The 24,724-nt window shown below is 60.9% G+C and carries 26 protein-coding genes and 1 pseudogene; 14 read left to right on the top strand and 13 right to left on the bottom strand.

Going from position 1 to position 24,724, the window contains the following annotated elements; genetic code table 11:
• Positions 1-80 precede the first annotated feature (80 nt).
• The 9 genes from NKH23_RS17765 to NKH23_RS17725 form a co-directional block, all read right to left on the bottom strand.
• The gene (locus NKH23_RS17765; RefSeq protein WP_352715749.1) at positions 81-1,097 is read right to left on the bottom strand and encodes a type II secretion system F family protein; all 1,017 of its coding nucleotides are present in this window, start codon (positions 1,095-1,097) and stop codon (positions 81-83) included.
• 9 nt (positions 1,098-1,106) lie between these two features.
• On the bottom strand, positions 1,107-2,120 hold the full coding sequence (locus NKH23_RS17760) for a type II secretion system F family protein (RefSeq protein WP_352715752.1): 1,014 nt from the start codon (positions 2,118-2,120) through the stop codon (positions 1,107-1,109).
• A 29-nt stretch (positions 2,121-2,149) separates the two neighbouring features.
• Complete coding sequence (locus tag NKH23_RS17755; RefSeq protein ID WP_352715754.1) at positions 2,150-3,658, bottom strand: TadA family conjugal transfer-associated ATPase; 1,509 nt, start codon at positions 3,656-3,658, stop codon at positions 2,150-2,152.
• A 29-nt stretch (positions 3,659-3,687) separates the two neighbouring features.
• Positions 3,688-4,971, bottom strand: coding sequence for a CpaE/TadZ family protein (locus tag NKH23_RS17750; RefSeq protein ID WP_352464866.1), 1,284 nt, complete (start codon positions 4,969-4,971; stop codon positions 3,688-3,690).
• Positions 4,972-5,026: 55 nt separating this feature from the next.
• Positions 5,027-5,761, bottom strand: coding sequence for a CpaD family pilus assembly protein (locus NKH23_RS17745; RefSeq protein WP_352715757.1), 735 nt, complete (start codon positions 5,759-5,761; stop codon positions 5,027-5,029).
• A 14-nt stretch (positions 5,762-5,775) separates the two neighbouring features.
• Complete coding sequence (locus NKH23_RS17740; RefSeq protein WP_352715760.1) at positions 5,776-7,302, bottom strand: type II and III secretion system protein family protein; 1,527 nt, start codon at positions 7,300-7,302, stop codon at positions 5,776-5,778.
• Positions 7,299-8,114, bottom strand: coding sequence for a Flp pilus assembly protein CpaB (gene cpaB, locus NKH23_RS17735; protein WP_023676931.1), 816 nt, complete (start codon positions 8,112-8,114; stop codon positions 7,299-7,301). Before cpaB ends, NKH23_RS17740 begins: the two co-directional genes overlap by 4 nt.
• Before the next feature lie 189 nt (positions 8,115-8,303).
• Positions 8,304-8,822, bottom strand: coding sequence for an A24 family peptidase (locus tag NKH23_RS17730; RefSeq protein WP_023676930.1), 519 nt, complete (start codon positions 8,820-8,822; stop codon positions 8,304-8,306).
• 149 nt (positions 8,823-8,971) lie between these two features.
• Positions 8,972-9,142 carry a Flp family type IVb pilin gene (locus NKH23_RS17725; protein WP_023676929.1) on the bottom strand — a complete coding sequence of 57 codons (171 nt, stop codon included), beginning with the start codon at positions 9,140-9,142 and terminating at the stop codon, positions 8,972-8,974.
• A 346-nt stretch (positions 9,143-9,488) separates the two neighbouring features.
• On the opposite strand from NKH23_RS17725, the gene NKH23_RS17720 reads away from it, so the two are divergent.
• The 3 genes from NKH23_RS17720 (at position 9,489) to NKH23_RS17710 (ending at position 11,275) form a co-directional block, all read left to right on the top strand.
• A complete protein-coding gene (locus tag NKH23_RS17720) occupies positions 9,489-9,911 on the top strand; it encodes a pilus assembly protein N-terminal domain-containing protein (RefSeq protein WP_352715763.1) in 423 nt (140 codons plus the stop codon).
• A 152-nt stretch (positions 9,912-10,063) separates the two neighbouring features.
• Positions 10,064-10,624 carry a TadE/TadG family type IV pilus assembly protein gene (locus NKH23_RS17715; protein ID WP_352978689.1) on the top strand — a complete coding sequence of 187 codons (561 nt, stop codon included), beginning with the start codon at positions 10,064-10,066 and terminating at the stop codon, positions 10,622-10,624.
• Positions 10,625-10,654: 30 nt separating this feature from the next.
• The gene (locus tag NKH23_RS17710) at positions 10,655-11,275 is read left to right on the top strand and encodes a TadE/TadG family type IV pilus assembly protein (protein WP_352914318.1); all 621 of its coding nucleotides are present in this window, start codon (positions 10,655-10,657) and stop codon (positions 11,273-11,275) included.
• Here NKH23_RS17710 and NKH23_RS34620 read toward each other — a convergent pair.
• A pseudogene (locus NKH23_RS34620) lies at positions 11,227-11,501 on the bottom strand (phosphate/phosphite/phosphonate ABC transporter substrate-binding protein); the annotation flags it as partial. The gene NKH23_RS17710 and the pseudogene NKH23_RS34620 overlap by 49 nt on opposite strands.
• Before the next feature lie 154 nt (positions 11,502-11,655).
• Here NKH23_RS34620 and NKH23_RS17705 point away from each other — a divergent pair.
• The 9 genes from NKH23_RS17705 (at position 11,656) to NKH23_RS17665 (ending at position 21,209) form a co-directional block, all read left to right on the top strand.
• Positions 11,656-12,897 carry a phosphopentomutase gene (locus NKH23_RS17705; protein ID WP_352978687.1) on the top strand — a complete coding sequence of 414 codons (1,242 nt, stop codon included), beginning with the start codon at positions 11,656-11,658 and terminating at the stop codon, positions 12,895-12,897.
• Complete coding sequence (mutM, locus tag NKH23_RS17700) at positions 12,890-13,780, top strand: bifunctional DNA-formamidopyrimidine glycosylase/DNA-(apurinic or apyrimidinic site) lyase (protein WP_352914322.1); 891 nt, start codon at positions 12,890-12,892, stop codon at positions 13,778-13,780. Before NKH23_RS17705 ends, mutM begins: the two co-directional genes overlap by 8 nt.
• 27 nt (positions 13,781-13,807) lie before the next feature.
• Complete coding sequence (locus NKH23_RS17695) at positions 13,808-14,581, top strand: enoyl-CoA hydratase (protein WP_352914324.1); 774 nt, start codon at positions 13,808-13,810, stop codon at positions 14,579-14,581.
• A 160-nt stretch (positions 14,582-14,741) separates the two neighbouring features.
• The gene (gene rpsT, locus NKH23_RS17690; protein WP_023676922.1) at positions 14,742-15,008 is read left to right on the top strand and encodes a 30S ribosomal protein S20; all 267 of its coding nucleotides are present in this window, start codon (positions 14,742-14,744) and stop codon (positions 15,006-15,008) included.
• 839 nt (positions 15,009-15,847) lie between these two features.
• Positions 15,848-17,395, top strand: a complete 1,548-nt coding sequence (gene dnaA / locus NKH23_RS17685) for a chromosomal replication initiator protein DnaA (RefSeq protein ID WP_376702025.1) — start codon at positions 15,848-15,850, stop codon at positions 17,393-17,395.
• A 199-nt stretch (positions 17,396-17,594) separates the two neighbouring features.
• On the top strand, positions 17,595-18,713 hold the full coding sequence (dnaN, locus tag NKH23_RS17680) for a DNA polymerase III subunit beta (RefSeq protein ID WP_023676920.1): 1,119 nt from the start codon (positions 17,595-17,597) through the stop codon (positions 18,711-18,713).
• Between the two features lie 26 nt (positions 18,714-18,739).
• Positions 18,740-19,888 (top strand): DNA replication/repair protein RecF, encoded by a 1,149-nt coding sequence (gene recF, locus NKH23_RS17675; RefSeq protein WP_352715778.1) that lies wholly within the window; start codon positions 18,740-18,742, stop codon positions 19,886-19,888.
• 74 nt (positions 19,889-19,962) lie between these two features.
• A complete protein-coding gene (locus NKH23_RS17670) occupies positions 19,963-20,724 on the top strand; it encodes a molybdopterin-synthase adenylyltransferase MoeB (RefSeq protein ID WP_352715781.1) in 762 nt (253 codons plus the stop codon).
• Positions 20,721-21,209, top strand: coding sequence for a GNAT family N-acetyltransferase (locus NKH23_RS17665; RefSeq protein WP_352715782.1), 489 nt, complete (start codon positions 20,721-20,723; stop codon positions 21,207-21,209). Before NKH23_RS17670 ends, NKH23_RS17665 begins: the two co-directional genes overlap by 4 nt.
• Before the next feature lie 64 nt (positions 21,210-21,273).
• Here the strand turns inward: NKH23_RS17665 and NKH23_RS17660 are convergent, their stop codons facing one another.
• On the bottom strand, positions 21,274-22,275 hold the full coding sequence (locus NKH23_RS17660) for a 2-hydroxyacid dehydrogenase (protein WP_292654007.1): 1,002 nt from the start codon (positions 22,273-22,275) through the stop codon (positions 21,274-21,276).
• A 155-nt stretch (positions 22,276-22,430) separates the two neighbouring features.
• On the opposite strand from NKH23_RS17660, the gene NKH23_RS17655 reads away from it, so the two are divergent.
• Positions 22,431-22,988: an SH3 domain-containing protein gene (locus tag NKH23_RS17655; RefSeq protein WP_023676915.1), complete on the top strand. Its 558-nt coding sequence runs from the start codon at positions 22,431-22,433 to the stop codon at positions 22,986-22,988.
• An 82-nt stretch (positions 22,989-23,070) separates the two neighbouring features.
• Here NKH23_RS17655 and NKH23_RS17650 read toward each other — a convergent pair whose 3' ends face one another.
• Positions 23,071-23,430, bottom strand: a complete 360-nt coding sequence (locus NKH23_RS17650) for a DUF4260 domain-containing protein (protein ID WP_352715784.1) — start codon at positions 23,428-23,430, stop codon at positions 23,071-23,073.
• Positions 23,431-23,440: 10 nt separating this feature from the next.
• Positions 23,441-23,872 (bottom strand): iron response transcriptional regulator IrrA, encoded by a 432-nt coding sequence (gene irrA, locus NKH23_RS17645; protein ID WP_023676913.1) that lies wholly within the window; start codon positions 23,870-23,872, stop codon positions 23,441-23,443.
• A gap of 240 nt (positions 23,873-24,112) precedes the next feature.
• On the opposite strand from irrA, the gene fabA reads away from it, so the two are divergent.
• Positions 24,113-24,631 (top strand): 3-hydroxyacyl-[acyl-carrier-protein] dehydratase FabA, encoded by a 519-nt coding sequence (gene fabA / locus NKH23_RS17640; RefSeq protein ID WP_352715788.1) that lies wholly within the window; start codon positions 24,113-24,115, stop codon positions 24,629-24,631.
• Positions 24,632-24,724 lie beyond the last annotated feature (93 nt).

Here is a 24,724-nt window from a genome sequence, read left to right as displayed (position 1 = left end):
AACATGTCAAACGCAAAGAGCCGCGCTGCACCGGCAGCGCGGCTCTGAATCATATCAGCTTTGTGGCGACGCGGCTGGCGCTACTCGCTGCTGGATTTCGGCTGGTCGCCAAAGATGCCGCGCTGGCTCACCTGGATGCCGGCGGGACCCAGAATGATGGCGAACAGTACCGGCAGGAAGAACAGGATCATCGGCACGGTGAGCTTCGGCGGCAGCGCGGCCGCCTTCTTCTCGGCGGCATTCATGCGCATGTCGCGGCTCTCACTGGCAAGCACGCGCAACGCATGCGCCACGGGCGTACCGTAGCGCTCAGCCTGAACCAACGCCTGGGACACCGACCTGACGGATTCCAGGCCGGTTCGGCTTGCAAGGTTCTCGTAGGCCTGCTTGCGCTCCTGGAGATAGGAAAGTTCGGCGTTGGTCAGGATGAATTCTTCCGCCAATGCCACCGATTGCGCGCCGATCTCATCGGCGACCTTGCGAAGCGCTGCTTCCACCGACATGCCGGACTCGACGCATATCAGCAACAGGTCGAGCGCGTCCGGCCACGCCATCTGGATCGACTGCTTGCGCTTGGTAGCGCGGTTGTTGACGTAGAGCACCGGTGCGTAGAACCCCGCATAGGCAACCACGATGCACACGAACAGCTTCACGAAAATCGGCTGCTCCGGCAATCCTCCGAGCACGAACAGATACATCGCCGCCAATGCAAAGCCTATGAAGGGCAGGACGAGACGGAAGAAAAGGAAGCGCGTCAGCGGATTTTGCCCGCGAAAACCCGCCACTTTCAATTTCTGCAAGGTACCTTCATCCGCCAGCGCACGCCTGAGATCCAGGCGATCGACAATATTGCGCATGCCGACCGACTGTTCTTCGCGCAGGCCCTTGCGGCGGCGGTCGGCTTCGACTGCCAGTCGCGCGCGCTGCTTGGCGCGCAGCTCATCGCGCTCCAGCGCTACGGATTTCATGCGCGCCTTGAGCTGGTTCCCGCCAAAGGCGGGCAGCAGCGTGAAGACGGTCGCAAACACCGCGATGCCGACCAGCAGTGCGATCAGCAGGGACGGGTCGGTGAGAGTTCTGATGACGTGATCGGTCATACGCGAGTCCTAGACTTCGAAGTTCATCATCTTGCGCATTACCAGGACGCCCATCGACATCCAGATGCCGGAACAACCGAGGATCAGATGGCCGGTGCTGGTGACGAAGAGGGGCATGATGTAGTTCGGGCTCGTCAAATAGACGAGAAAGGCGACGACGAAAGGCAACGCGCCGATGATCACGGCGGATGCCTTGGCTTCCATGGACAACGCCTGGACCTTGGCTTTCATTTTCTTGCGGTCGCGAAGTACACGCGAAAGATTGCCCAGCGCTTCGGAAAGATTGCCGCCGGCCTGAGACTGGATCTGGATGACGATGCCGAAGAAGCTCGCCTCGGTGCACGGCATCGTTTCGGGCATGCGCATGGCCGCGTCGGGGATCGACAAACCCATTTGCTGCGAATCGACTATGCGGCGGAACTCGGTCTTGACCGGTTCGGGGGATTCGTTGGCGATCAGGCGCACGGCATCGTTCAGCGGCAGGCCGGATTTTACCGCACGCACGATGATATCGAGCGCGTTCGGAAATTCGTTGAGGAACGCCTTGACGCGGTGCGCGCGGCGAAACGAGACGAACCAGCGGGGGAGACCCAAAACGCCGACCAGCAGCGCAGCCGGCAAGACCAGCAACGGTGCGCCGATGAAATAGACAAGAGCCGTCAAGACGATGCCGCAGACCGCCGAGTAGACATAGAAGCGCTCAAGCGAGATCTTCATGCCGGCCTGACGGATTTGGATCTTCAGCGGTGGTTTCTTGACCAGGCTCTGATTGGACTTTTGCTTTTGATCGAGATCCTTCAGCGAATCCTGGACGGACTTGCGACGCTTGGCCGCTTCCGCCACGCGATCGCGCGAAGCCTTGACGACGGAACGATCCGTCTCGGCGGTCTTGATCGATTCAAGCCGCTTGCCGACCTGCTTCTCGGTGCTGATCCGGTTGAACAGGAAAGCATAGGCCACAGCGCCGGCGCTGAAGCCGGCGAGCACGACGAATGCCAATGCGGTGCCGTCAATTCCGAACATCGACCCTGGCCCCCAGGCTTCCAGACGGATCAGTCAGCGCGTTTCTCCATTGCCTCTAGCGCAACGGCGAGGCGCTGCTCCTCGCCGTAATAGCGGGCGCGCTCCCAGAAATGCGGACGGCCGATGCCAGTCGACACGTGCTCGCCCAGCAGCCTGCCGTTCGCGTCCTCGCCCTTGATGTTATAGAGAACGATGTCCTGGGTGATGATGACGTCACCCTCCATGCCGATCACCTCGGTGATGTGGGTGATGCGCCGCGATCCGTCGCGCAGGCGTGCAGCCTGTATGATCACGTCGACGGAGCCGACGACGATTTCGCGCACGGTTTTTTGCGGCAGCGTGTAGCCGCCCATGGCGATCATCGACTCTATACGGTTGAGGCATTCGCGCGGGCTGTTCGAGTGGATCGTTCCCATCGAGCCGTCATGGCCGGTGTTCATCGCCTGCAGCAGGTCGAACACTTCGGGTCCGCGCACTTCGCCGACGATAATACGTTCGGGGCGCATGCGCAGACAGTTCTTGACCAGGTCGCGCATGGTCACTTCGCCCTCGCCTTCGAGGTTGGGCGGACGGGTTTCGAGACGCACCACATGTGGCTGCTGCAATTGCAGCTCAGCTGAGTCCTCGCAGGTGATGACGCGTTCCTCGCGGTCGATATAGTTGGTCAGACAATTGAGCAGCGTCGTCTTGCCTGAGCCGGTACCGCCCGAGATGACAATGTTGCAGCGGACACGGCCGATGATCTTGAGAATCTCGGCCCCTTGCGGCGAAATCGAGCCGAACTTGACCAGCTGGTCGAGCGTCAGCTTGTCCTTCTTGAACTTGCGGATGGTAAGTGCGGTGCCGTCGATAGCCAGGGGCGGTGCGATGACGTTGACACGGGAGCCATCAGGAAGACGCGCATCGCAGATCGGGCTTGATTCATCGACGCGGCGGCCGACTTGGCTGACGATACGCTGGCAGATGTTGAGGAGCTGCTGGTTGTCGCGGAAACGGATGCCGGTCTGCTCGACCTTGCCGTTGACTTCGATGTAGACGTTCTTGGAGCCATTGACCATGATGTCGGCAATATCGTCGCGAGCAAGCAGTGGCTCCAGCGGCCCGTAGCCCAAAACGTCGTTGCAGATATCCTCGAGAAGCTCTTCCTGCTCAGCGATGGACATCGCGAAATTCTTGATCGCGATGATGTCGTTGACAATGTCGCGGATTTCCTCGCGCGCGCTTTCGGGATCGAGCTTGGCGAGCTGCGACAGATCGATCGTATCGATGAGTGCGGCGAAGACCTGGCTTTTGGTGTCGTAGTAGGTTTCGCTCTTTTGGCGCTGGATAGTTTTCGGCTCCGGGGCCAATGGCGGCGGCTCGACCGCACGGCGAACCGCCGGCGCGGCAGGCGCGCCGGATGGCGGCAGCGCCGCCGGCCTGGCAGTGACAGCAGCTTCCACAGGGTTCGCGGCCGCCGGCGCAGCAGGTGCGGGTGCTGGCTGACGGAATTCCGGAATGGTCCGGTTGCCGTCGTCGCTGCCTCTTTTACCAAACATGATCGCTTACCAATTCCACCGCTGAGGCATCACTTCTTGTTGCGCGAAAGCTTGCCGATCAGGTTGCCGAGCCCAGCCTTTTTCTTCACCTTGATTTCGCTGCGCCCTGTCAGCACATGGGCGATCTCGTTGATCATGGCGACGACCGGACTCTTGGCATCCATTTCACCGAGCATACGTCCATTGTTGGCAGCATTTCCGAACAAAAGCGGCTCGAACGGGATGATCGACATCGGCGAAAGGCCGAGCGATTCGGAGAAGTCGGACGGCGTAATCTCGGGACGTTTCGGCACACCGGCCTGGTTGATTACAAGCTTTGGCGCAGGATCGTTCGGACGAAGCCGCTTCAGCATGTCGACCAGGTTCTTTGTGTTTCGCAGATTGGCCAGTTCGGGCGTCGCCGTGATGACGATCTCGTCGGCCTTGACCAGCGTGTTCTTGGTCCAGCCGGCCCACACGTGGGGAACATCGAGCACGAGGAGCGGCGCGCTACGCTGGGCTATGTCGATAAGCTGGGTGAAGGCGTCAGGATCGAAATCGTAGACCCGCTCCAGGGTCGAAGGTGCCGCAAGCAGCGACAGGTGCTCGGCGCATTGGGCGAGCAGCCGGTCGAGATAGACCTCGTCGACGCGTTCCGGCGAGAAGACCGCCTCGGCAATGCCTTGCGCCGGATCCTGGTCGAAATTGATATTGGCCGTTCCGAAAGCGAGGTCGAGATCGGCGACAACCACTTCGGATTTGAAAAGGGACGACATGGCCCAGGCCACATTATGGGCAATGGTCGAGGAGCCGACGCCGCCCTTGGCGCCGATGAAGGCAATCGAGCGGCCGATCGGCTCAGCTTCCGGATCGACGAAGATCGAAGACACCACGCTGACGATGTCGGCCATCGATACGGGCGCGATGACATATTCGGAAATGCCCGAACGGATGAGTTCGCGGTACAGGCCGACATCGTTGTAGTGGCCGACAACCACCACCTTGGAGGTCGGATCACAATGCTCGGAAAGCTGGGCGAGTTGTTCCAGCAACAGCTTCGGCTCGCTGCGCGATTCAAGCAGGATCAGGTTCGGTGTCGGCGCAGACTGATAGAATTCGATGGCGGTGGGGATGCCCCCCATATGCACCTTCAAATGTGCCTTGGCCATGCGGCGATCCTCGCCGGCGCGCTCGACCGGATTGGCTACGCCTTCGGTCTCGCAAAATGCCTGGATCGAAATGCGCGGGATCGGCCGCAACGCCTGCATCGCGGCAATATCCTGCTCCGAGGTTTCGCCGCCCGGTACCTCTGTGTCATAGGCAAGATTGCTCATTGTCATCACTTTCCGTGACTTGCGCGGCTTAGGGTTTGTTGAGCCTCAACACTCGTTAATATTCGACTTCCGAATTGCCGAGGAATTCGTCCGAAATACCTCTGTCACGATAGACGTCGATCACCGCGCCGCGATTTTCCGCGTCGATCGGCGTCGGCTTGCGTGGCCCGATCAGATCGGCCGGATTGGCCATCTGGGCAGCCAGGTTGTTCTGATACGAACAGCCGAAATCGGCATAGTGCTTGTTTTCCGAAGTCTGCAGCAGGTCTTCGGGCCAGCGCCCGCATCTATCCGTCTGAGCCTTAACCGAGACGTAGGCAACACGGACCGGTGCGGACGCTTCGGCCGAAACAGACTGATAGGATCGCATGGCGATCCGCTTCCGGCTGATGCCGCTCGCTATGGCTAGCCTGGCGAAATCGCGGCCGGCCGCGGCCGCTGCGATTTCGTTGGCCGAGCCACTCGGAATCTCGATCGTCAGTACCGGAGCTGCGCTCCTGTCGTACCCGTCCAGAAAGCCCAGGAGCGTGTCGCGCTGGGACCTGGTCATGCCGCGGTCGCCGGCGCCGACCGGAAGGTCGATCTTCTGGATCTTCTCGGCGATGACGATCGGATGGGTGGTGCGATAATCGTCAGGTATGGCACCCACCGTGACGCTGTCGCGATTGGCGCAGCCGGCCAGCAATGCCGCCACCGCGATCGCCATGATGGGAACGGCCGGCCGCCAGATTCGCGAATGGACGGACTGTATCGCGGTGACCGCCCTTGCCTTCGATACTGACTGAGACATGTCCACTTCCCCGCTTACTTGTAGATGAAGCCGACAACGCCGTGATAGCGGCCGTTGGGCTTGTCGGTCTGCATGGTGCCGTAGACACGGTTGACGCGGCCAAGGAAAATGCCGGCGCCATCGCTGGCGGCGTTGAAATTGTCATCCGGCTTGGCAAGATCGTTGCGCGCCACCGGCTTCACCAGATAGGGCGTAATGATGATGACGAGCTCGGTCTCGTTGCGGACGAAATCCCTGCTGCGGAACAGCGCGCCAAGCACTGGAATCTTTGTCAGACCAGGCAAGCCGTTGACGGCTTGCCTGAGATCGTCGCGGACAAGGCCGGCAATCATCATCGAGCCGCCCGAAGGCAGTTCCACTGTTGTGTCGGCCAAGCGCTTGCGGAGCGACAGGGCATTCATGCCCGGGCTTGTTACGCCTTCGGACAAAGACACAGACCCCTCCGTTGTCGGCTCGGAGACCGAGGTTCTGACTTTCAGGCTGATGCGGCCGGGAGACAGCACCACCGGCTGGAATTCCAGGCCAATGCCGTATTCGATCTTCTCGACCGAATACGTCTTCAGACCGGTCTGGTTATCGTTGGATACGGCTTGGGAAACGCTGGTCACCATGTTGTATTCGCCGCCAACCTTGAAGGTCGCCTTCTCGCCAGATACGGCCGTCAATGTTGGTTCGGCGAGGGTTTTCATGACGCCGGACTGTTCCATGGCATTGATGTAGGCCTGCAGCGTCGAGCTGCCGATAGAGAGGCCCGAGTTCGACAGCGACTTGCCCAAACCAGTGAAATTGTCGCTTACCGCGCCCCAACTAATGCCGTTGCTGCTGCCGTTGCCGACCATGTTGACGCCGAGCTGCTTCATCACCGAGCGGCTGACTTCCGCGACCGTCACCTTCAGCGTCACCTGGTCGTCGCCGATAATCTGCAGCAGGTTGACGATCTTGCTGACGCGGCGCTCGGCATCCGGGTTATCGATCGCGACGCCGGCTTCAGCCGAACCGCCGGCAGCGGTCTGCGAATATTGACCCGTGGTCGCCTCGCCGCCGGACACGAAAATGGTTGCCAGATCGGCCGCGCGCTTGGCGTCCAGAGGAGTGTCCACGGTCCCGGTCAGAACGACGTTGTCGTTCAGCAACTCGACCTTGACCTCCGATGACGGGATGAAGCGCTTGATATAATCCTCCAGCCCGGCGACATCACGTTCGACCGCCAGGTCGAGGCTGACGATCTGCTCGCCATTCGGGCCAAAGACGAAGATGTTGGTCTCGCCGACCGCCTTTCCGAACAGATAGATACGCCGGGCGGTGCGGGTCACCGCGTCGGCTACAGCGGGGTTGGCGACGAGAATATCATAGGCATCGCTCGGCAGGTCGATGACCACCGATTTGTTGAGCCCGAGCTTGACCCGCTGGGTGGCAGTCGAAGCCGTGACCCTGGCATTGTTCGCCGCACTGGCATCGAGGATGCCATATGCATTCGTTCCAAGGAGAAACAGGCCGATCGCCGCAGCCAGCGTGAGCGGCAGTTTGGTTTTTAGACTCATTTCCTTGCCCCCACTTCGGAAACTTCGCCCGACTTGATCAACCGCACCGTTCCGCGCCGGCCATTGCCGGAAACCAGGTAGTCGGCTTCGCCCACATTCTTGTCCTGACTGTCCTTGATCGAGCGCAGCGCCAGAGTCAGGCGATCCGCCATCTGCTGTGCGACGGTGATGATCTCGGACTGCTGCGGCGTCAGTTCCAGGGTGGCGGTCTGGCCAACCCTGGTCTTCTTGCCTTCCTCGTCCTCCTGAATGGTCTGGTCGATCGCCAGGACGCGAATGTTCTTCAGGATAGTTTCGGTCGTGAAGCCCGGACCACCGCCATTGGCGGGATCGGCTCTGCGGGTCATGATGACGTCGACGAAATCGTTGGGAAGAATAAAGCCGCCGGCCGAGGTGTCCGCCGAGATGCTTGTGGCGACGGCCCGCATGCCGGAGGGCAGGATCGACGACATGAAGCTTTGCCCTTCACCGATCAGCTTCGAGCGCCGCAGCGGCTCGCCGGCGTACAGCGCCACGCGGGCGACGGCGCCCTTCAGCTTGTCCAGCGCTTCAGGCTCGGCGGCGCGGGTGATGAAATTTGCGTTGATGCCGGCGGACGGCCATGACTCCCAGGAAATGTTGTTTTCAAGCGGACTGCCCATCGGAACGTCGCCGGAAAGGACCAGCACATCCTGCAGCGCGATCGCCGGCGCCTGAGGACCGGAATCGACAACCGGAGGCGGCGGAGCCACGACCATGTTCTTCGCGACATAGCCTGCACCACCGGCCGCGGCTATCGCCACGCTCAGAATAATCAATCGGGATGCTGGCATCTGTCCGAACCTCGCCTTGGCAAACCACGTAGCCAAGCCGGACTTTGCAGCGGCAATCGTCAAAACAAGGTTAATGTTATACTTACGATCGTGATTAATTTAACGTTTACATAAATTAGAGCGACAGGCCCGGCCCGAAGGAAAACGTGGCCAACTCGCCTGCTCGGCGCCAACGGCATAAAGCGAAATTCAGCCCGCCAGCCTGGTAAGTGCCCAGGCCATCAACGGCGAGTCGGAATAGGTGAGCAGACCGCCAATGCCAAGCGCGATGCCGTACGGAACGCCGGTCGCCTCATCGGCGAAATGGCGCAGGAACGGATTGTGGCTTGTGACGGCGGCAAGCGGCGATTTTCGATAGGCGAGGATGGCTAGCGTCAGCAGGCCGCCGATGAATGTCGAGGCGACGAGGTACTCGATGAGATGGATGTTCAGTCCCATCCACATGGCAGTGGCGGCCAGAAGCTTGGCGTCGCCGCCGCCCATGCCGCCCAGCGCGAACAGGCCGAACGTCACCGCGAGAACCAGGCCGGCGGCGGCGAAATGCCAGCCATAGGTGGCCCAGTCCATGCCGGTCAAAGGTGCAACCAAGGCGAAGACAACCACAAGCAACACCGGCACGCGATTGGCGATCGTCATCGAAAGCATGTCCGAGATCGCGGCAAAAAGCATGCAGAACGGAAACACGACGAAGATCACGGCTTCAAGCATCAGCGCGCCTATGACCAAATTGCATCTGGCCCCCAGCCTAGTCCTATTCGATTAATGATTGACGAGGCCTAAATTTCAAATCACGCCGGGACTAAATAAGGGCCGCCAATGCGGCGGCCCTTATTTGAGAACAACCGAACCTGTTACGGTCAGCTACCGTTCACCTTAGTGGAGATGGCGGTGAACTTGGCGTTCAGCGAGTTGCCGAGCTGGCCGGCGCCGACCATGATGGCGAGTGCGATAAGAGCGGCGATCAGACCGTATTCGATAGCGGTCGCGCCGGATTCGTCCTTCACAAAACGTGCGATGAGGTTAGACATTCGAGCTCCTACTCCAATTGTTACAGCACTTCCGTCAACTTCTCTTGGTGGTTGATCGGATGCTGCAAATCTAAGGAGAAGCTGTTTCAATCGGCTTAATAAACAGGCTTACCGATTCCTTTCCCGCTTCGACGACATTGCGTGGTTAACCCAGAACTAAAATACCCGCCGCTGGGCCCACGGGCTGACAAAAGGGCGCAAAAGGCGCAATTCGGCAAAGACGTTCCAGCCGTGCCGGCTGAGCCCAAATACCGGTTCCGGCTTAATCCTGAACTCCAGCCGCTTAACGGTTGGTTCACCAATCTCGTTCATGTTCTGTTGAACAGTTTGCCAGGGGAGCGCCTCAATGGCCGGGCCGAGATCATCATTTCCAGTTGCCGTGCTTTTTGCCGCAGCGGCTTTCGCCGTTCCAGCCAAGGCCGGCGCCGGCATCGAGGTGACGATGAACCAGGCAAAGATTATCAAATTGTCGCGCGCCGCCGATACGATTGTCGTCGGCAATCCGGCGATCGCCGACGCCTCCGTGCAGGACGCATCGACGATCGTACTGACCGGCAAGGGATTTGGTGTCACCAATCTCGTCGTCCTCGACCAGGAGGGCAACCCGATCGTCGATGAGCAAATAACCGTCGTGCGCCAGGCAGCGTCGTCGGTGCGCATCTATCGGCGTTCCGAAGTACAGACCATGTCCTGCGCGCCATATTGCGAAAGCTCGTATAAGAGCGATGCCGAGAAGGCCTCTGAAGCCGAAATGAGCGCCGGGCATTAGCTAGCCGACGTCTCCGCCTTTGGCGGGAACGTGCTTCGGTTATCGCCGGGTTAAGGCCTTCCCGTTGAATTTAACGGTCATTCCAACCGGACTTCAATCGGTTCCGACTAAGGGTGGGACCGATACAGAAGCGGCATCGGCGTGTAGAGAACATGAGCAAGGCACGACGAGCAGGTTTTCCCGGACGGTTTTTGGGCGACCGACGCGGAAGCACGGCGATCGAATTCGCCATGCTTGCAATTCCTTTCGCGCTTCTTGTCTTCGCCATCCTGGAGAGCTGCATTTCTTTTGCCGCACAGGAGGTGATGGCAAACGCCACAGACGACATCGCGCGCCAACTGCGTACCGGCCAACTAAGACCGGCCGATGTGTCCGGGACCAAGCTGCGGGACATGATCTGCACAAAATTGGAGATCATGGTTGCCAGCACCTGTCCCGGATTGCTGGTGGATTTGCGCGAATATCCGACCTTCGCCGATGCGGCGCTGGCCGGTTTCAAGATCCAGGATGGCGATGTCGTGCTGACCAAGGGCACGAGCACACAGACCTTCACCGTCGCACCTGGCCTGGCGGAGTCGAGAAACATGCTGCGGGTTTTTTACAAATGGCCGGTGATGACCGACTTCATGGCCAAATCGATGGCCAACCTGAAGGACGGCAAAACGCTGCATTTTGCTTCGATCACTTGGCAGAACGAGCCGTTCGACAACTGAACCACGTAGTCGCTTGAAAAGGGCAAAGCCATGATTCGTGCGGGGGCACAGCTGGGCATCGCAGGGATTTGTACAAGAGTAGTCCGGCTTTGCTCGGACCGCCGCGGTATTGCGGCTGTCGAGTTTGCCCTCATCGTGCCTGTCCTGTTGATCATGTACTTTATGACAATGGAGGCCTCGCAAGCCATCGAGACCAGCAAGAAGGTCAGCCGCATCGGCAGCATGGTAGCGGACCTCGTCACGCAGCAGCAGACCATCAAGGCGGCCGATGTCGATGCCATCATGGCGATCGGCAGTTCCACGCTTCAGCCCTACAACCGCTCGAAACCGAAGATCATTATCACGGCGATACAGGTGACGAACGAGACGACGCCGAAAGTCCTGGTCGTGTGGTCGCGCAAAGTGGTCGATGGTGTCTCTAGCGTCGACGCCGTCAAGGATTCCACCACAACGGTCCCGAGCGCGCTCAAGATCAAAGGCACTTTCCTCATTCGGGTCGAAAGCGATCTCGCCTACAAGCCAATCATCACCTGGTCGGCGGACGGCCAAAGCCGGTTCGGGTTGAGTTCGGTCTTCAATTCGATATCGATGGCGGAAACTTATTATCTGCGGCCGCGCCGGAGCCCGACCATTCCGTGTAGCGATTGCTGACGCCTGAAGCCCGCCAACCGGGCTGTTGCTAATGCTTGCGACCGCGGGCCGAGACTAGGCGCACGATGGCCGCAGCCAGCACATAGTCCCTCGGACCGGCAACGGCGAACCCGCCGGAGTGTCTCTGCTCCAGAAGATCGTAAATGTCCGGCGCGGTTGATCTGAGATTGGTGAGAAACACGGTGAGCCGGCGCTTGGCTTCGGGGTCCAGATCGCTGCGGACGGCTCCACGCCGCGCATTTCCATCGGCAGATCGACCATGCCGCGATTCGTCTCTCTCGGACCAGCACGCCAAGCCGTGCTGTTTGGGTTTCCGAATTGCCAATGGCGGCGCGGAACCCTATGTCTGAGCCAACACACAGGCAATGATGAACCTTTTAATGGCACGCGCCTTCCTTTTTGTCCTTGACTCTTTCGGCATCGGCGGCGCGGCCGATGCCGAACGCTATGGCGACACCGGCTCCAACACGTTCGCACACATCGCGCGGGCCTGCGCGGAAGGCCGCGCCGATCGCGAAGGCCTGCGTGACGGACCCCTTCTCGTACCAAACATGCTCGCGCTCGGCCTCGGCCAGGCCGCGGCAACGGCGACGGGTTTCAGGTTCGAGAATGGCGGCAGTGCCCCGCTTGCCGCCGCCTTTCACGGCGCGGCCCAAGAGGTTTCGAGCGGCAAGGACACGCCATCGGGCCATTGGGAGATAGCCGGCCTGCCGGTCCGTTTCGACTGGGGTTACTTCCCGGACACGATTCCCGCCTTTCCGGCCGAGTTGACCGAAGCAATGGTGCGTGAAGGGAAGGTGCCCGGCATCCTCGGCAATTGCCATGCTCCGGGCACCGAGATCATCGAACGGTTCGGCGAAGACCATATTCGCACCAGCAAACCGATCTGCTACACCTCGATCGACTCCGTCCTGCAGATCGCCGCGCATGAGGTCCATTTCGGCCTGGAACGGCTTTACGAGTTCTGCAAAGTGGTGCGCAGGCTCGTCGATCCGCTGAATATCGGCCGCGTCATCGCACGGCCGTTTATCGGTGAAATCGCCGCTACGTTCGAGCGAACGCATAATCGTCGCGACTATGCCGTACCGCCGCCGGAACCGACGCTGCTCGACCGGCTGACGGCGCGCGGCAGCCGGGTTATCGCGGTCGGCAAGATCGGCGACATTTTCGCCCATCGGGGGATCTCGGAAGTCCGCAAGGCTGCCGGCAACATGGCGATGTTCGACAAAGCGCTTGGTGCCATGGAAGACGCCCGCGACGGCGACCTCGTCTTCGCGAACTTTGTCGACTTCGACACCGAGTTCGGGCATCGGCGCGACGTTGCGGGGTATGCCGCCGCACTCGAAGCTTTCGACCGGCGCCTGCCCGAGGCATTCGCACGGCTGAGGCCAGGCGATCTGCTCATTTTGACCGCCGATCACGGCAACGATCCGACGTGGCGCGGCACCGACCACACGCGCGAGCGTATTCCGGTTATCGGGACACGGCCGGGTTTCAAAGGCGCAGACGTCGGACTGAGGACAACATTTGCCGACATCGGCGAAACCGTGGCCGAACATCTCGGGCTGGCGCGCGGCCGTCACGGCACCTCCTTCCATGCCGCGATAGGTGGCCATGCCTGAGCTACCGGAGGTCGAGACAGTCAGGCGCGGTCTGCAGCCGGCCCTTGAAGGTGCCCGCATTGTCGGTGTCGAGGCACGCCGGCCGGACTTGCGGTTTCCGTTCCCCGAGAGATTTTCGGAGCGGCTGACCGGCAAGACGATTGCGGCGCTCGGCCGCCGTGCCAAATATCTGACGATGCACGTGGACAACGGCCCGGTTCTGATCTGCCATCTCGGCATGTCGGGGTCGTTTCGCATCGAAACGGCCGACGAGAGCGCAACGCCCGGCGCGTTCCACTACGAACGTTCGAAAAACACCGCTCACGATCACGTCGTCTTCGAAATCGTATCACCTGCCGGCGTCCGCTCTCGCGTGATCTTCAACGACCCGCGCCGCTTCGGGTTTATGCTGTTTTCGGAAGGCGAGCCCGACATGCATCCGATGCTGGCGGGATTAGGCGTCGAGCCTACGGGCAATGCACTGGACGGCGCGCTGCTCGCTTCGTTGCTGAAAGGTCGCAAGTCACCGCTGAAAGCGGCACTTCTGGACCAACGGCTGATCGCCGGGCTAGGCAATATCTACGTCTCGGAAGCGCTTTGGCGGGCCGGCCTGTCGCCGCTGCGCGAAGCGGGCACCCTCGCGAGAGCCGGCAAGAAAGCCAAAGAGCAGAGCGAAAGCCTGGCCGAAGCAATCCGCTCGGTCGTCGCCGATGCGATCGCCGCCGGCGGCTCGTCGTTGCGCGATTATATGCAGACCGATGGATCGCTGGGCTACTTCCAGCATTCCTTCGCGGTTTACGATCGCGAGGGGGAAGCCTGCTCCAAGCCTGGTTGTCGCGGCCACATCGAGCGTATCGTGCAAAGCGGTCGCTCGACTTTCCACTGCCGGACCTGTCAGGCTTGAACCAGAAGCGAGGAGGAGGAGCAAAGCATGGGCTACGAAACCATCATCGTCGAAACCCGCGGCAAGGTCGGGCTGATTACGTTGAACCGGCCGCAGGCGCTCAATGCGCTGAATTCACAAGTGCTGGCGGAACTGGTCGCGTCGGTGAACAGCATGGGCGCAAATGCAGACATCGGCGCCATGGTCATCACTGGTTCGGACAAGGCTTTCGCGGCAGGTGCCGATATCAAGGAAATGCAGTCGATCTCCTACGTGGATGCCTATCTGCAGGATTTCTTCGTCGGCTGGGAAGAATTTACGCGGGCACGAAAGCCGATCATCGCGGCGGTGGCGGGCTATGCGCTGGGCGGCGGCTGCGAACTGGCGATGATGTGCGATTTCATCATCGCCGCCGACACCGCCAAGTTTGGCCAACCCGAGATTACGCTGGGCGTCATGCCTGGCATGGGCGGATCGCAGCGCCTGACCCGCTTCGTCGGCAAGTCGAAGGCGATGGATATGTGCCTGACGGGGCGGATGATGGACGCAGCCGAGGCCGAGCGTTCCGGCCTGGTCTCGCGCGTGGTGCCAGCCGGCGAGTTGATCGAGGAAGCGCTTAAGGCAGCGGCCAAGATTGCTAGTTTTTCCTTGCCGTCGGTGATGATGGCAAAGGAGGCCATCAACCGCGCCTATGAGACGACGCTCACCGAGGGTCTGCGGTTCGAGCGCCGGCTGTTTCATTCGCTGTTTGCGCTGGATGACCAGAAGGAAGGCATGGCGGCCTTCACCGGCAAGCGGAAGCCGAATTTCACGAACCGATGAGATGACGAAGGCGCCGGTCAAAAAGAAAGCGCTGCAGCGTTGACGCGCCGGAAAAGCTGAACTATAAGCCGCACCAACCGAGGCGGCCCTGTGGCTGCCCGTTTGTTTTTTGCGCCCTGCGGTATCCCGCAAGCGCCCACCAGATCAGAAGAGAGGCACCATGGCCAATACCTCCTCGGCCAAAAAGGCAACGCGCAAGATCGCCCGTCGCGCAGCGATCAACAAGAACCGCCGCTCCCGCGTCCGGACCTACATCCGCCAGGTCGAAGAGGCGCTCGCGGCTGGCGACAAGGCGGCCGCACAGGCTGCCTTCAAGGTGGCCGAGCCGGAATTGATGCGCGCCGCGACCAAGGGCGTGGTGCACAAGAACACGGCATCGCGCAAGGTGTCGCGGCTGGCCCAACGGGTCAAGGTGCTGTCAGCCTAATATATCCATTCCTGAACTGCGCTTCTTCAAACCCGGCCAATCGCGCCGGGTTTTTTCGTTTGCCGGCAAGTACTTAAAAGAAAGCCCGCAAAACGGCGCTCCGCGAGCATTTCAAAGTTCGAAATGCTTTGCCGGCATATACATGCCCGCTCATATTCGGAGCCTCCGAAACCGCCAATACGAAAATTTCCGAGCGTCACAGATTACCGTTTCTTTTCAGAAGCTTACCGATGGTGATCCACAGCTTGTTCACATCAGCTGCAGCCGATAGGCGACAATTGGCTGTCAAGTGAATTATTTCAGAAAATTTCGCGTTGTGTGGCCTTTTTCATATTCGCCGGAAAAGGGTTTGAATCACAATGGCTTTGTCAAAATCAACTGTTGCAGCATGGCGTTCGAAACGTCCCTTGCTAGTCAGATTCCTTAAAAATCCGTTAGGGGTGGCCTTGCCCTATCCACAGCGATTTCGGTAATGTCTGTCCATCGAAGGGACGGGCCCTTGGCCCTTGACCAGCCTGAAACCGGCCAGCTCAAATTGGCAGAGTTTACAGCGCGGATTCAACTCCGCGGACGGGGTTGGTTTGTCTTTTCGATACGGTAGGGGACTGGCGTAATTGTACATGGCAGGTCGACGGTGCGCCGGCGGTTTTTCGCCGGACGGCATTTTGTTGCCCTGACATGACCAAAGCGGATCGGCTCTTCGGCGCCGGACCGACAAGGAGGCGATTCATCAGCCGGCGGCGGCGATGGTGTCGCAGCGAAGACACGGTCGCCGGAAACATGGATGCAGGAGGCGCATCCCCGGCGGAAAACAGGTACAAGAGACAAGGAACTCGATCATGCAGAGCGGCGGCATCGAAAGGGAGCTTACAGGCGACCTCCCATTTCCTGGAACGTTAATCGGAAGGAACGACATGGCGGCTTCCAATGAAGCTGAACAGAAGTTCGATCGGGTCAAGGCCCAGCTAAAGGCGCGTCTGGGAACCGAGGTCTATTCGAGCTGGTTCGGGCGCATGAAGGTCGCTGAATCCTCCAAGGGCATTGTTCGCATCTCGGTGCCAACCGCATTCCTGCGTTCATGGATCAACGGCCACTATCTCGATCTCATCACCGAGTTGTGGAAGCACGAGGATCCGGAGATCCTCAAGATCGAGATCGTCGTTCGTACCGCCACACGCCAGGGCCGCAACAGCGTCGAGCCAGAAGTGGCCCCGGCGCGCAAGATGACCAGGCAGACGCAAACCGCGCTCTCTGCCGGCACGGCGAGCCCCAGCAGGGTCGAACGGGTCCCGGCACCCCGCCCGGGGATGCCGGCAGAGACCGAGTTCCGGCACAATGTGCTCGGTTCGCCGCTCGATCCACGCTACACTTTCACCTCCTTCATCGAAGGACCATCGAACCGAGTGGCTTTTGCCGCCGCCAAGGCGGTCGCGGAATCGCAGTCGAGCGCGGTGCGTTTCAATCCGCTCTTTCTTCACGCGACGGTCGGGCTGGGCAAAACGCATCTGTTGCAGGCCATCGCCGCAGAATCGCTGAAGCAGAATCCGAAATCGCGGGTCGTCTATCTGACGGCTGAGTATTTCATGTGGCGGTTCGCCACCGCGATCCGTGACAACAACGCACTGACGCTGAAAGAACAGCTGCGCGACATCGACCTCCTCATCATCGACGACATGCAGTTCCTGCAGGGCAAGTCGATCCAGCACGAATTCTGCCATTTGATCAACATGCTGCTCGACAGCGCCAAGCAAGTGGTGGTCGCTGCCGACCGGCCGCCGTCGGAATTGGAGTCGCTGGAGCCACGCGTCCGCTCGCGCCTCAATGGCGGCGTCGCGTTGGAAATGTCAGCCCCGGATTTCGCCATGCGCATCGGTATGCTCAAGCTCAGGCTGGCCACCGCCAAGCTCGACGATGCGTCGCTCGATATTTCCGAAGAGATCCTCAACCACGTCGCCCGCACGGTGACCGGCAGCGGGCGCGAGCTCGAAGGTGCCTTCAACCAGCTTTTGTTTCGCCAATCCTTCGAACCGCAGATCACCATCGACCGCATCGACGAGATCCTCGGCCACATCTATCGTTCGGGCGAGCCCAAGCGGGTGCGTATCGAGGACATCCAGCGCATCGTCGCGCGCCACTACAACGTGTCGAAGACCGAACTTCTGTCCAACCGGCGCACACGCACCATTGTCAAGCCACGGCAAGTCGCCATGTATCTGTCGAAGGTGATGACGCCGCGCTCGCTGCCGGAGATCGGGCGGCGGTTCGGCGGCCGTGACCATACGACCGTGCTGCATGCGGTGCGCAAGATCGAGGATCTTTCCGGTGCCGACAACACACTGGCGCAGGAACTCGAATTGCTGAGAAGGCTGATCAACGACCAGGCCTGACGGCCCGAAAAACCCCGGCTCGCGGACTTCGGCCTTTTTATCCCCAGAAAGCCCGCGCAGCCGGCCCGAACCGGTGGCGCGGGCTTGCGTTTGCCGGGTTTTTCCTGTCAGTTTACGCAGATTCTGAGCCTGTTCAGACCTTTCGCGGGGCGCCGCTTGCCGGAGACCCGTTCATTCATTCAAGCGAGCCTGTTTCGTCATGCGTGTTATCCTGGAACGGTCAAATCTCCTGAAGTCGCTCAACCATGTTCACCGCGTGGTCGAGCGGCGCAACACCATTCCGATCCTGTCGAACGTGCTGCTCAGCGCCGAGGGGGCCAGCCTTGAAATGAAGGCGACCGACCTCGACCTGGAGGTGACCGAAGCAACGCCGGCAAAGGTCGAACGTGGCGGGGCGACGACGGTCCCGGCGCATCTGCTCTACGACATCGTGCGCAAGCTTGCCGACGGCGCGGAGGTGGCGCTGAAGACCGACGAAGACGGCAACGCCATGACGGTGACGTCGGGGCGCTCGAGCTTCCGCCTGCAATGCCTGCCGCAGTCCGACTTTCCCGAGCTTTCAGCCGGGTCGTTCTCGCATATTTTCCGGCTCGATTCCGTTGGACTAAAGGGCCTCATCGAAAAGACCCAGTTCGCCATCTCGACCGAGGAGACGCGCTATTATCTGAACGGCATCTATCTGCACACGCACGAGGCCGGCGGCAAGCTGAAGCTGCGCTCGGTCGCGACCGACGGCCACCGGCTAGCGCGCGCCGAGATCGATGCGCCGGCAGGCTCTGAGGGCATGCCTGGCGTCATCATCCCGCGAAAGACGGTCAGCGAGCTGCAAAAGCTGGTCGACGATCCCGATGTTGCAGTGACCACCGAGCTGTCGGACACCAAGATCCGTTTCACCATCGGCAGCGTCATCTTGACCTCCAAGCTGATCGACGGCACTTTCCCGGACTACCAGCGCGTCATTCCGACCGGCAACGACAAGAAGCTGATTATCGATCGTCAGAGTTTCGCGGCTGCCGTCGATCGCGTTTCGACCATTTCGTCCGAACGCGGCCGGGCGGTGAAACTTTCGATCGCCGAAGGGCAGGTCACGCTTGCGGTCAACAACCCGGATTCGGGCAGTGCCACCGAGGAACTGGCGGCCGACTATTCGTCCGATCCGATCGAAATCGGCTTCAACGCCAAATACCTGCTCGACGTTGCCGCGCAACTGACCGGCACGGAGGCGAAGTTCATGCTGGCGGATGCCGGTTCCCCGACGCTGATCCACGACATGGCCGACGAGACCGCGCTCTACGTGCTGATGCCGATGCGGGTGTAGGGCCCGAACGGGGCCATCTTGCTGTCGTGACCAGATCTGCAAAACCGCAGCAGACCTACATAAGTAAGCTCACACTTACGAATTTCCGCAACTATGCGGCGTTGGCAATCGACCTTGATCCCGGCGCTGTGGTTTTCTCCGGCGACAATGGCGCCGGCAAGACCAATCTGCTTGAAGCGATCTCGCTGCTCACGCCAGGCCGCGGCCTGCGCCGCGCACCCTATGCCGAGGTGGCGCGCGAAGGCGGCGACGGTGGCTTTGCGCTGCATGCTCGGCTTGACGGGCCGGAAGGCCAGGTCGAGATCGGTACCGGGATACCGGGCAGCGACGGCGAAGGCGGCAGGCGGGTGCGGATCAACGGCGCGGCGGCACGCTCAGCCGAAGACATGCTGGAATGGCTGCGCGTGGTCTGGCTGACACCGGCCATGGACGGCCTGTTCCCCGGGCCGGCGGCCGATCGTCGGCGCTTCCTCGACCGGCTGGTACTGGCGATCGATCCCAGCCACGGCCAGCGCGCGCTTGACTACGAAAAGGCAATGCGCGGCCGCAACAGACTGCTCGCCGACGGTTCGCGCGACGGTGCCTGGTTCGATGCGATCGAGATGCAAATGGCCGAGACTGGCGTGGCAATTGCCGCGGCGCGTGCCGAACTGGTGCGCCTGCTCGCCGCCATGATCGACCGGCTGCCCGGCGACGGACCGTTTCCGCAAGCCGATATCGGCATCTCGGGCGAACTGGAAGGCGAAATCGGTATTTTGCCGGCCGTCGACGTAGAGGAACGGTTCCGTCGCGCGCTTGCCCAGGGGCGCGACCGCGACCGCACCGCCGGACGCACGCTCGACGGCCCGCACCGTTCCGACCTCGTGGTGCGCCACCGGCCCAAGGCGATGCCGGCCGAGCTCTGTTCGACCGGCGAGCAGAAGGCGCTGCTGGTCGGCATTGTCTTGTCACATGCGCGGCTAACCGGCGAAATATCGGGCATGACGCCGATCCTGCTGCTCGACGAGATTGCCGCCCATCTCGACGGCGGTCGACGGGCGGCCTTGTTCTCGATCCTGGAGGAACTGAACTGCCAGGCCTTCATGACCGGGACCGATGCCGCGTTGTTTGACAGCCTCAAGGGACGCGCGCAATTCCTGACCGTCGATCACGGCACAGTCAGGCCGACCATTTGAACTTGGTTCATGGCGCACTTCTGAGCGGCATGCATGGCGCTGACAAGCTTTCTCCTCCGCTATATGGTCCGGCGATGATCACAGCCGCCCTCACCGATGAAGAGCTCGAACGCTACGCCCGCCATATCGTGCTGCCCGAAATCGGCGGCGCCGGCCAGCAGCGGCTGAAGCGGGCGCGGGTGCTGGTCATCGGCGCCGGCGGATTGGGAGCGCCGGTGCTCGAATATCTCGCCGCCGCAGGGATTGGCACTCTGGGTATCGTCGACGACGACATCGTTTCGCTTTCCAACCTGCAACGACAAGTGATCCACGCCACGGGCGATGTCGGCATAGCGAAAACCGACAGCGCCAGAGCGGCGATCATCCGCATCAATCCAAACGTCGTCGTGGAAGAGCACAATTTCAGGCTGACCGTGGACAACGCCCCTGCTCTCATCGCCCGTTATGACATCGTCGTTGACGGCTCCGACAATTTCGAGACACGCTACGCGGTGGCCGACGCCTGCGCCGCCGAGAGCCGGCCGCTCGTGCATGCCGCCGTTGGCCGCTTCGACGGCTCGGTCACCGTGCTGAAGCCGTTCGAAACCGGCCCGGACGGCACGTTGAACCCAAGCTACCGCGATCTCTTTCCCGAGGCGCCGCCGCCGGGACTGGTGCCGTCCTGCGCGGTGGCCGGCATTGTCGGCGCGCTGACCGGGGTCATCGGCACGCTGCAAGCAATGGAAGCGATCAAGCTGATCACCGGGATTGGCGAGCCGCTGGTCGGACGACTGCTGCTCTACGATGCGCTGGCGGCACGCTTCGACACGATCCGCTACAAGCGAACCAACCGGTGAGCCTGCCTGCCGACGTTTCCATCGTGCAGCTTGCGGCCGATTTCGACCGTTGGGACGAGGTCTTGGCACTTGTCCTGCGCGCCTTCGCCTTCATGGACGGGGTTATTGACCCGCCGTCCTCGGCGCATCGGCTCACTGTCGAAAATATCAGGGCTAAAGCGATCGAGGAGACAGCATTCCTGGCGCTGAAGCAAAGCGAGATCGTCGGTTGCGTCTTCGTCCTGAAGCGCGCAGACGACCTCTATATTGGAAAGCTCGCGGTCGAGCCGGCTCTTCAGGGACAAGGCGTTGGAAAACGGCTGATGCAGGCCGTCGAAGATCTTGCCCGTAGCCACAACAGGACCGCCATCGAGCTCCAGACCCGGATCGAGCTGATAGGAAATCACGCAGCCTTTGCCCGCCTCGGTTTTCGTGAAACCGAACAGACAGCGCACAAGGGCTACGACCGGCCGACCTCAATCACTATGCGCAAGGTGCTTTCGTAAGCCAACATTATCCAAAGACGAACGCGTGGTTGCCGCGGCAAGACCATGCCGGCATGATGGCAGGTCACGCCCGCAGCGGCAGCACGCGGTCGGGCGGGCGATGACCGTCGAAGAAGGCGCGGATGTTGATGATCACCTTCTCGCCCATGTCGATACGGCCTTCGAGCGTCGCCGAACCCATATGCGGCAACAGCACGACCTTGCCTTTGTGGGCGAGCTTCAGCAGCTTGCTGTTCAGCGCCGGCTCGTGCTCGTAGACGTCGAGGCCGGCGCCGGCGATCTTGCCGTCATGGATGAGCTTGACTAGCGATTCCTCATCGATGATATCACCGCGCGCGGTGTTGACTATGTAAGCTGACGGTTGCAGAAGCGCCAGCCGCCGTGCCGACAGCAGATGAAAAGTTGCCGGTGTCGATGGGCAATTGACCGAGATAATGTCCATGCGGGCGAGCATCTGGTCGAGGCTTTCCCAATACGTCGCTTCCAACTCGTCTTCGATTGCCGGCAGCACCCGGTGGCGGTTGTGGTAGTGGATCGAGAGGCCAAAGGCCTTGGCGCGCCTGGCGACGGCAGTGCCGATGCGACCCATGCCGACAATGCCGAGCCGTTTGCCCCAGATGCGCCGGCCGAGCATCCAGGTCGGCGACCAGCCCGCCCATTTCTTGTCGCCGGTCAGCACGTTGGCGCCTTCGGCCAGCCGCCGCGGCACCGCCAGCATCAGCGCCATGGTCATGTCGGCCGTATCTTCGGTCAACACGTTCGGCGTGTTGGTGACGGTGATCCCTTTCTTGGCCGCTGCCGCAACGTCGATCTTGTCGACGCCATTGCCGAAATTGGCGATCAGCTTGAGGTTGTCGCCGGCCTGGGCAATCAGCGCCGCGTCGATATTGTCGGTCACGGTCGGCACCAGCACGTCGGCCTCCTTGACCGCCGCCACCAGTTCCGGCTGCGTCATCGGCCTGTCCTCGACATTCAAGCGGGCGTCGAACAACTCGCGCATGCGGGTCTCGACTGGGTCGGGCAACTTGCGCGTGATGACGACGAGGGGCTTCTTCTTGCCTACCATTGTTTCCTCGAACCCGATCTCGTTGAGACCTCTTTAACCAAGAACGGCGAAACTGAGAGCCGATCGCGGTACTGGTCATCCATGTAACAAGCGGTTCCGCCGAAGACAAAGAAAAAGGGGCGAAGGCCGATGGGCCGGCGCCGAAAGGAACGAAAGTGTCTGGTTTCGCGTCGCTCCGCCTGACCCTCAGTGCAGCATTCCTCGGCGCTCTCATCCATAGCCCACTGGTGATGGCGCAAAGTGCCGCCGCACCCGCCCAGAGCGTCACGCTCGGACCAAGCGGCTTGCCGCTGCCGCGCTTCGTCAGTCTGAAATCCGGCCGCGTCAACTCGCGCGTCGGGCCGGGCGTCAATTATTCCGTCGACTGGATGTATATGAAGCCAGGCCTGCCGATGGAGATCATCCAGGAGTTCGATACGTGGCGCCGCGTGCGCGATGCGGACGGCTCGGAAGGCTGGATCAATCAGTCGCTGCTGTCGGGCCGCCGCACGGCGATCGTCGCGCCCTGGCAGCGCGGCAAGGACGCCCGCGTCAACCTCCTCGACGACCCGGCAAAAGATGCAGGCGTCATCGCGATCCTCGAACCGGGGGTGATGGGCACAATCAAGTCCTGCGATGGCCAATGGTGCGAAATGACCTTCGACGGCCATACCGGCTGGCTCGCCCAGTCGCTCGTCTGGGGTGCCTATCCCGGCGAAAAGGTCAAGAACTGACGTTTCCGAACCGGAGGTCGGGCCAGCGCTGTAAGCACCGGATCCGGCATTTTGTTTCGCTGATCTTCGGTTCGGGGATGGTTTAGCGGCCGATGCGGCCGAGATGGGTATCCTGGAAACTGCTCGACAGCTTCAAGCCATAGCCCAGAGCGCGGTCGATGGCGATGTGGGCGATCCAGATCAGCGCAACAGCTGTCGCCATTGCATTGTCAAAGACGTTGCCGACAAGCGCCAGCAGAACGGGCAAAATCAGTATGTGCATGGCGTTGTAGGCGACGGCCCCGACGCGCGGCCCGGCCATGTAACCCAGCATCGACAGGTCGGGCGCCAGAATGAGCACTGCAAATAGCCACCAGGAAACACCGGCGATTGCATAGAAGGCAAGAGCCGCCACCGCGACGGCAACCCATTCGAGCCGGAGCGTCAAATCCAGGAATTTCATAAGGCGCCGGTCAGTCGCAGCGTTTCGGACGCAGTCTCACCACGATATCGACATTGGCGATCTCCATGCCTTCCGGCGGTTCCGGCAGGTTGGAAACCGTCACCGGGCCGCTGTCGATATCGAAGATCCTGTTTTCGCCCTCGATGTAGAAATGATGGTGATCGGAGGTGTTGGTGTCGAAATAGGTCTTCGATCCCTCGACGGCGAGGATGCGCAAAAGGCCAGCCTGGGTGAACTGGTGCAGAGCATTGTAGACGGTGGCCAGAGACACCGGCACGCCGGCGGCAAGCGCCTCCTCGTGCAACTCCTCGGCCGAAAGATGGCGGTCGCCCTTGGCGAAAAGCAGATCGGCCAGCGCGATGCGCTGGCGTGTCGGCCTCAGACCGGCCTCGCGAACCCGCTTGTCCACAGCGACATTATCCTTCCGGCAACCCAGATCCATCTATCCGTCGCGCTCACAGTTCCGCCTCAGACACGTCCAAAATGGCAGAAATAGAGCATCTGCCGAAACTGGACGTGTCCTGACATATATTCTGTCGGCCGAATGCGATCAATAGCGCGCATTGACCCGGGCAGACGGGCAGGTTAAGCGCAAACGCCGGTTTCCGGCCTGAAACAGATTGTGTTAGGAAACCACCGACAAGGGCGCCTATCGCCCGGGACGATCACGGGGACGAGATTGATGGCGGGTTCGAAATCCAGCTACGGTTACGAGGAATTGCTTGCCTGCGCCCGCGGCGAGCTGTTCGGACCGGGAAATGCGCAGCTGCCCTATCCGCCGATGCTGATGTTCGACCGCATCACCGAGATCAGCGAAACTGGCGGTGCGTTCGACAAGGGTTTCATCCGCGCGGAATTCGATATCAGGCCGGATTTGTGGTTTTTCGCCTGCCATTTCATCGGCAATCCGATCATGCCGGGATGCCTGGGCCTGGACGCCATGTGGCAGTTGACGGGGTTCTATCTCGGATGGCTCGGTGAACCCGGCAAGGGGATGGCGCTGTCGACCGGTGAGGTGAGGTTCAAAGGCATGGTCACGCCTTCGGTCAAGAAGGTGGAGTATGGCGTCGACTTCAAGCGAGTGATGCGCGGTCGGCTTGTGCTTGGCATCGCCGATGGCTGGCTGAAGGCAGATGGCGAGCCCATATACGCGGCAACGGATCTGAAGGTCGGTCTGTCCAAGCAACCGGCCGCCGTCTGAACGAAGACCCTACAGTACGACGTCTTGGACGTCTGATGGACGCTGTAGCACTTTAATTTTGCGCATGGTTCCGTTCCGGAAATTGATTTCAGG

It is taken from the genome of Mesorhizobium sp. M1328 (assembly GCF_040318075.1).
Classification (GTDB): domain Bacteria; phylum Pseudomonadota; class Alphaproteobacteria; order Rhizobiales; family Rhizobiaceae; genus Mesorhizobium.
Note: the sequence above shows the minus strand (reverse complement) of the source record. Positions and strands in the feature narration are given on the sequence as shown.

Excerpts from the sequence above, each read along its gene's own strand:
- NKH23_RS17670 (WP_352715781.1), top strand. The coding sequence starts at position 19,963 with ATGATCACAGCCGCCCTCACCGATGAAGAGCTCGAACGCTACGCCCGC.
- NKH23_RS17695 (WP_352914324.1), top strand. The coding sequence starts at position 13,808 with ATGGGCTACGAAACCATCATCGTCGAAACCCGCGGCAAGGTCGGGCTG.
- cpaB (WP_023676931.1), bottom strand. The coding sequence starts at position 8,114 with ATGCCAGCATCCCGATTGATTATTCTGAGCGTGGCGATAGCCGCGGCC.
- NKH23_RS17725 (WP_023676929.1), bottom strand. The coding sequence starts at position 9,142 with ATGTCTAACCTCATCGCACGTTTTGTGAAGGACGAATCCGGCGCGACC.
- irrA (WP_023676913.1), bottom strand. The coding sequence starts at position 23,872 with ATGGATCTGGGTTGCCGGAAGGATAATGTCGCTGTGGACAAGCGGGTT.
- NKH23_RS17720 (WP_352715763.1), top strand. The coding sequence starts at position 9,489 with ATGGCCGGGCCGAGATCATCATTTCCAGTTGCCGTGCTTTTTGCCGCA.
- NKH23_RS17715 (WP_352978689.1), top strand. The coding sequence starts at position 10,064 with ATGAGCAAGGCACGACGAGCAGGTTTTCCCGGACGGTTTTTGGGCGAC.
- NKH23_RS17660 (WP_292654007.1), bottom strand. The coding sequence starts at position 22,275 with ATGGTAGGCAAGAAGAAGCCCCTCGTCGTCATCACGCGCAAGTTGCCC.
- NKH23_RS17760 (WP_352715752.1), bottom strand. The coding sequence starts at position 2,120 with ATGTTCGGAATTGACGGCACCGCATTGGCATTCGTCGTGCTCGCCGGC.
- NKH23_RS17705 (WP_352978687.1), top strand. The coding sequence starts at position 11,656 with ATGGCACGCGCCTTCCTTTTTGTCCTTGACTCTTTCGGCATCGGCGGC.
- dnaN (WP_023676920.1), top strand. The coding sequence starts at position 17,595 with ATGCGTGTTATCCTGGAACGGTCAAATCTCCTGAAGTCGCTCAACCAT.
- dnaA (WP_376702025.1), top strand. The coding sequence starts at position 15,848 with ATGCAGAGCGGCGGCATCGAAAGGGAGCTTACAGGCGACCTCCCATTT.
- NKH23_RS17650 (WP_352715784.1), bottom strand. The coding sequence starts at position 23,430 with ATGAAATTCCTGGATTTGACGCTCCGGCTCGAATGGGTTGCCGTCGCG.
- mutM (WP_352914322.1), top strand. The coding sequence starts at position 12,890 with ATGCCTGAGCTACCGGAGGTCGAGACAGTCAGGCGCGGTCTGCAGCCG.
- NKH23_RS17745 (WP_352715757.1), bottom strand. The coding sequence starts at position 5,761 with ATGTCTCAGTCAGTATCGAAGGCAAGGGCGGTCACCGCGATACAGTCC.
- NKH23_RS17765 (WP_352715749.1), bottom strand. The coding sequence starts at position 1,097 with ATGACCGATCACGTCATCAGAACTCTCACCGACCCGTCCCTGCTGATC.
- NKH23_RS17755 (WP_352715754.1), bottom strand. The coding sequence starts at position 3,658 with ATGTTTGGTAAAAGAGGCAGCGACGACGGCAACCGGACCATTCCGGAA.
- NKH23_RS17730 (WP_023676930.1), bottom strand. The coding sequence starts at position 8,822 with ATGCTTGAAGCCGTGATCTTCGTCGTGTTTCCGTTCTGCATGCTTTTT.
- fabA (WP_352715788.1), top strand. The coding sequence starts at position 24,113 with ATGGCGGGTTCGAAATCCAGCTACGGTTACGAGGAATTGCTTGCCTGC.
- NKH23_RS17750 (WP_352464866.1), bottom strand. The coding sequence starts at position 4,971 with ATGAGCAATCTTGCCTATGACACAGAGGTACCGGGCGGCGAAACCTCG.
- NKH23_RS17740 (WP_352715760.1), bottom strand. The coding sequence starts at position 7,302 with ATGAGTCTAAAAACCAAACTGCCGCTCACGCTGGCTGCGGCGATCGGC.
- rpsT (WP_023676922.1), top strand. The coding sequence starts at position 14,742 with ATGGCCAATACCTCCTCGGCCAAAAAGGCAACGCGCAAGATCGCCCGT.
- NKH23_RS17710 (WP_352914318.1), top strand. The coding sequence starts at position 10,655 with ATGATTCGTGCGGGGGCACAGCTGGGCATCGCAGGGATTTGTACAAGA.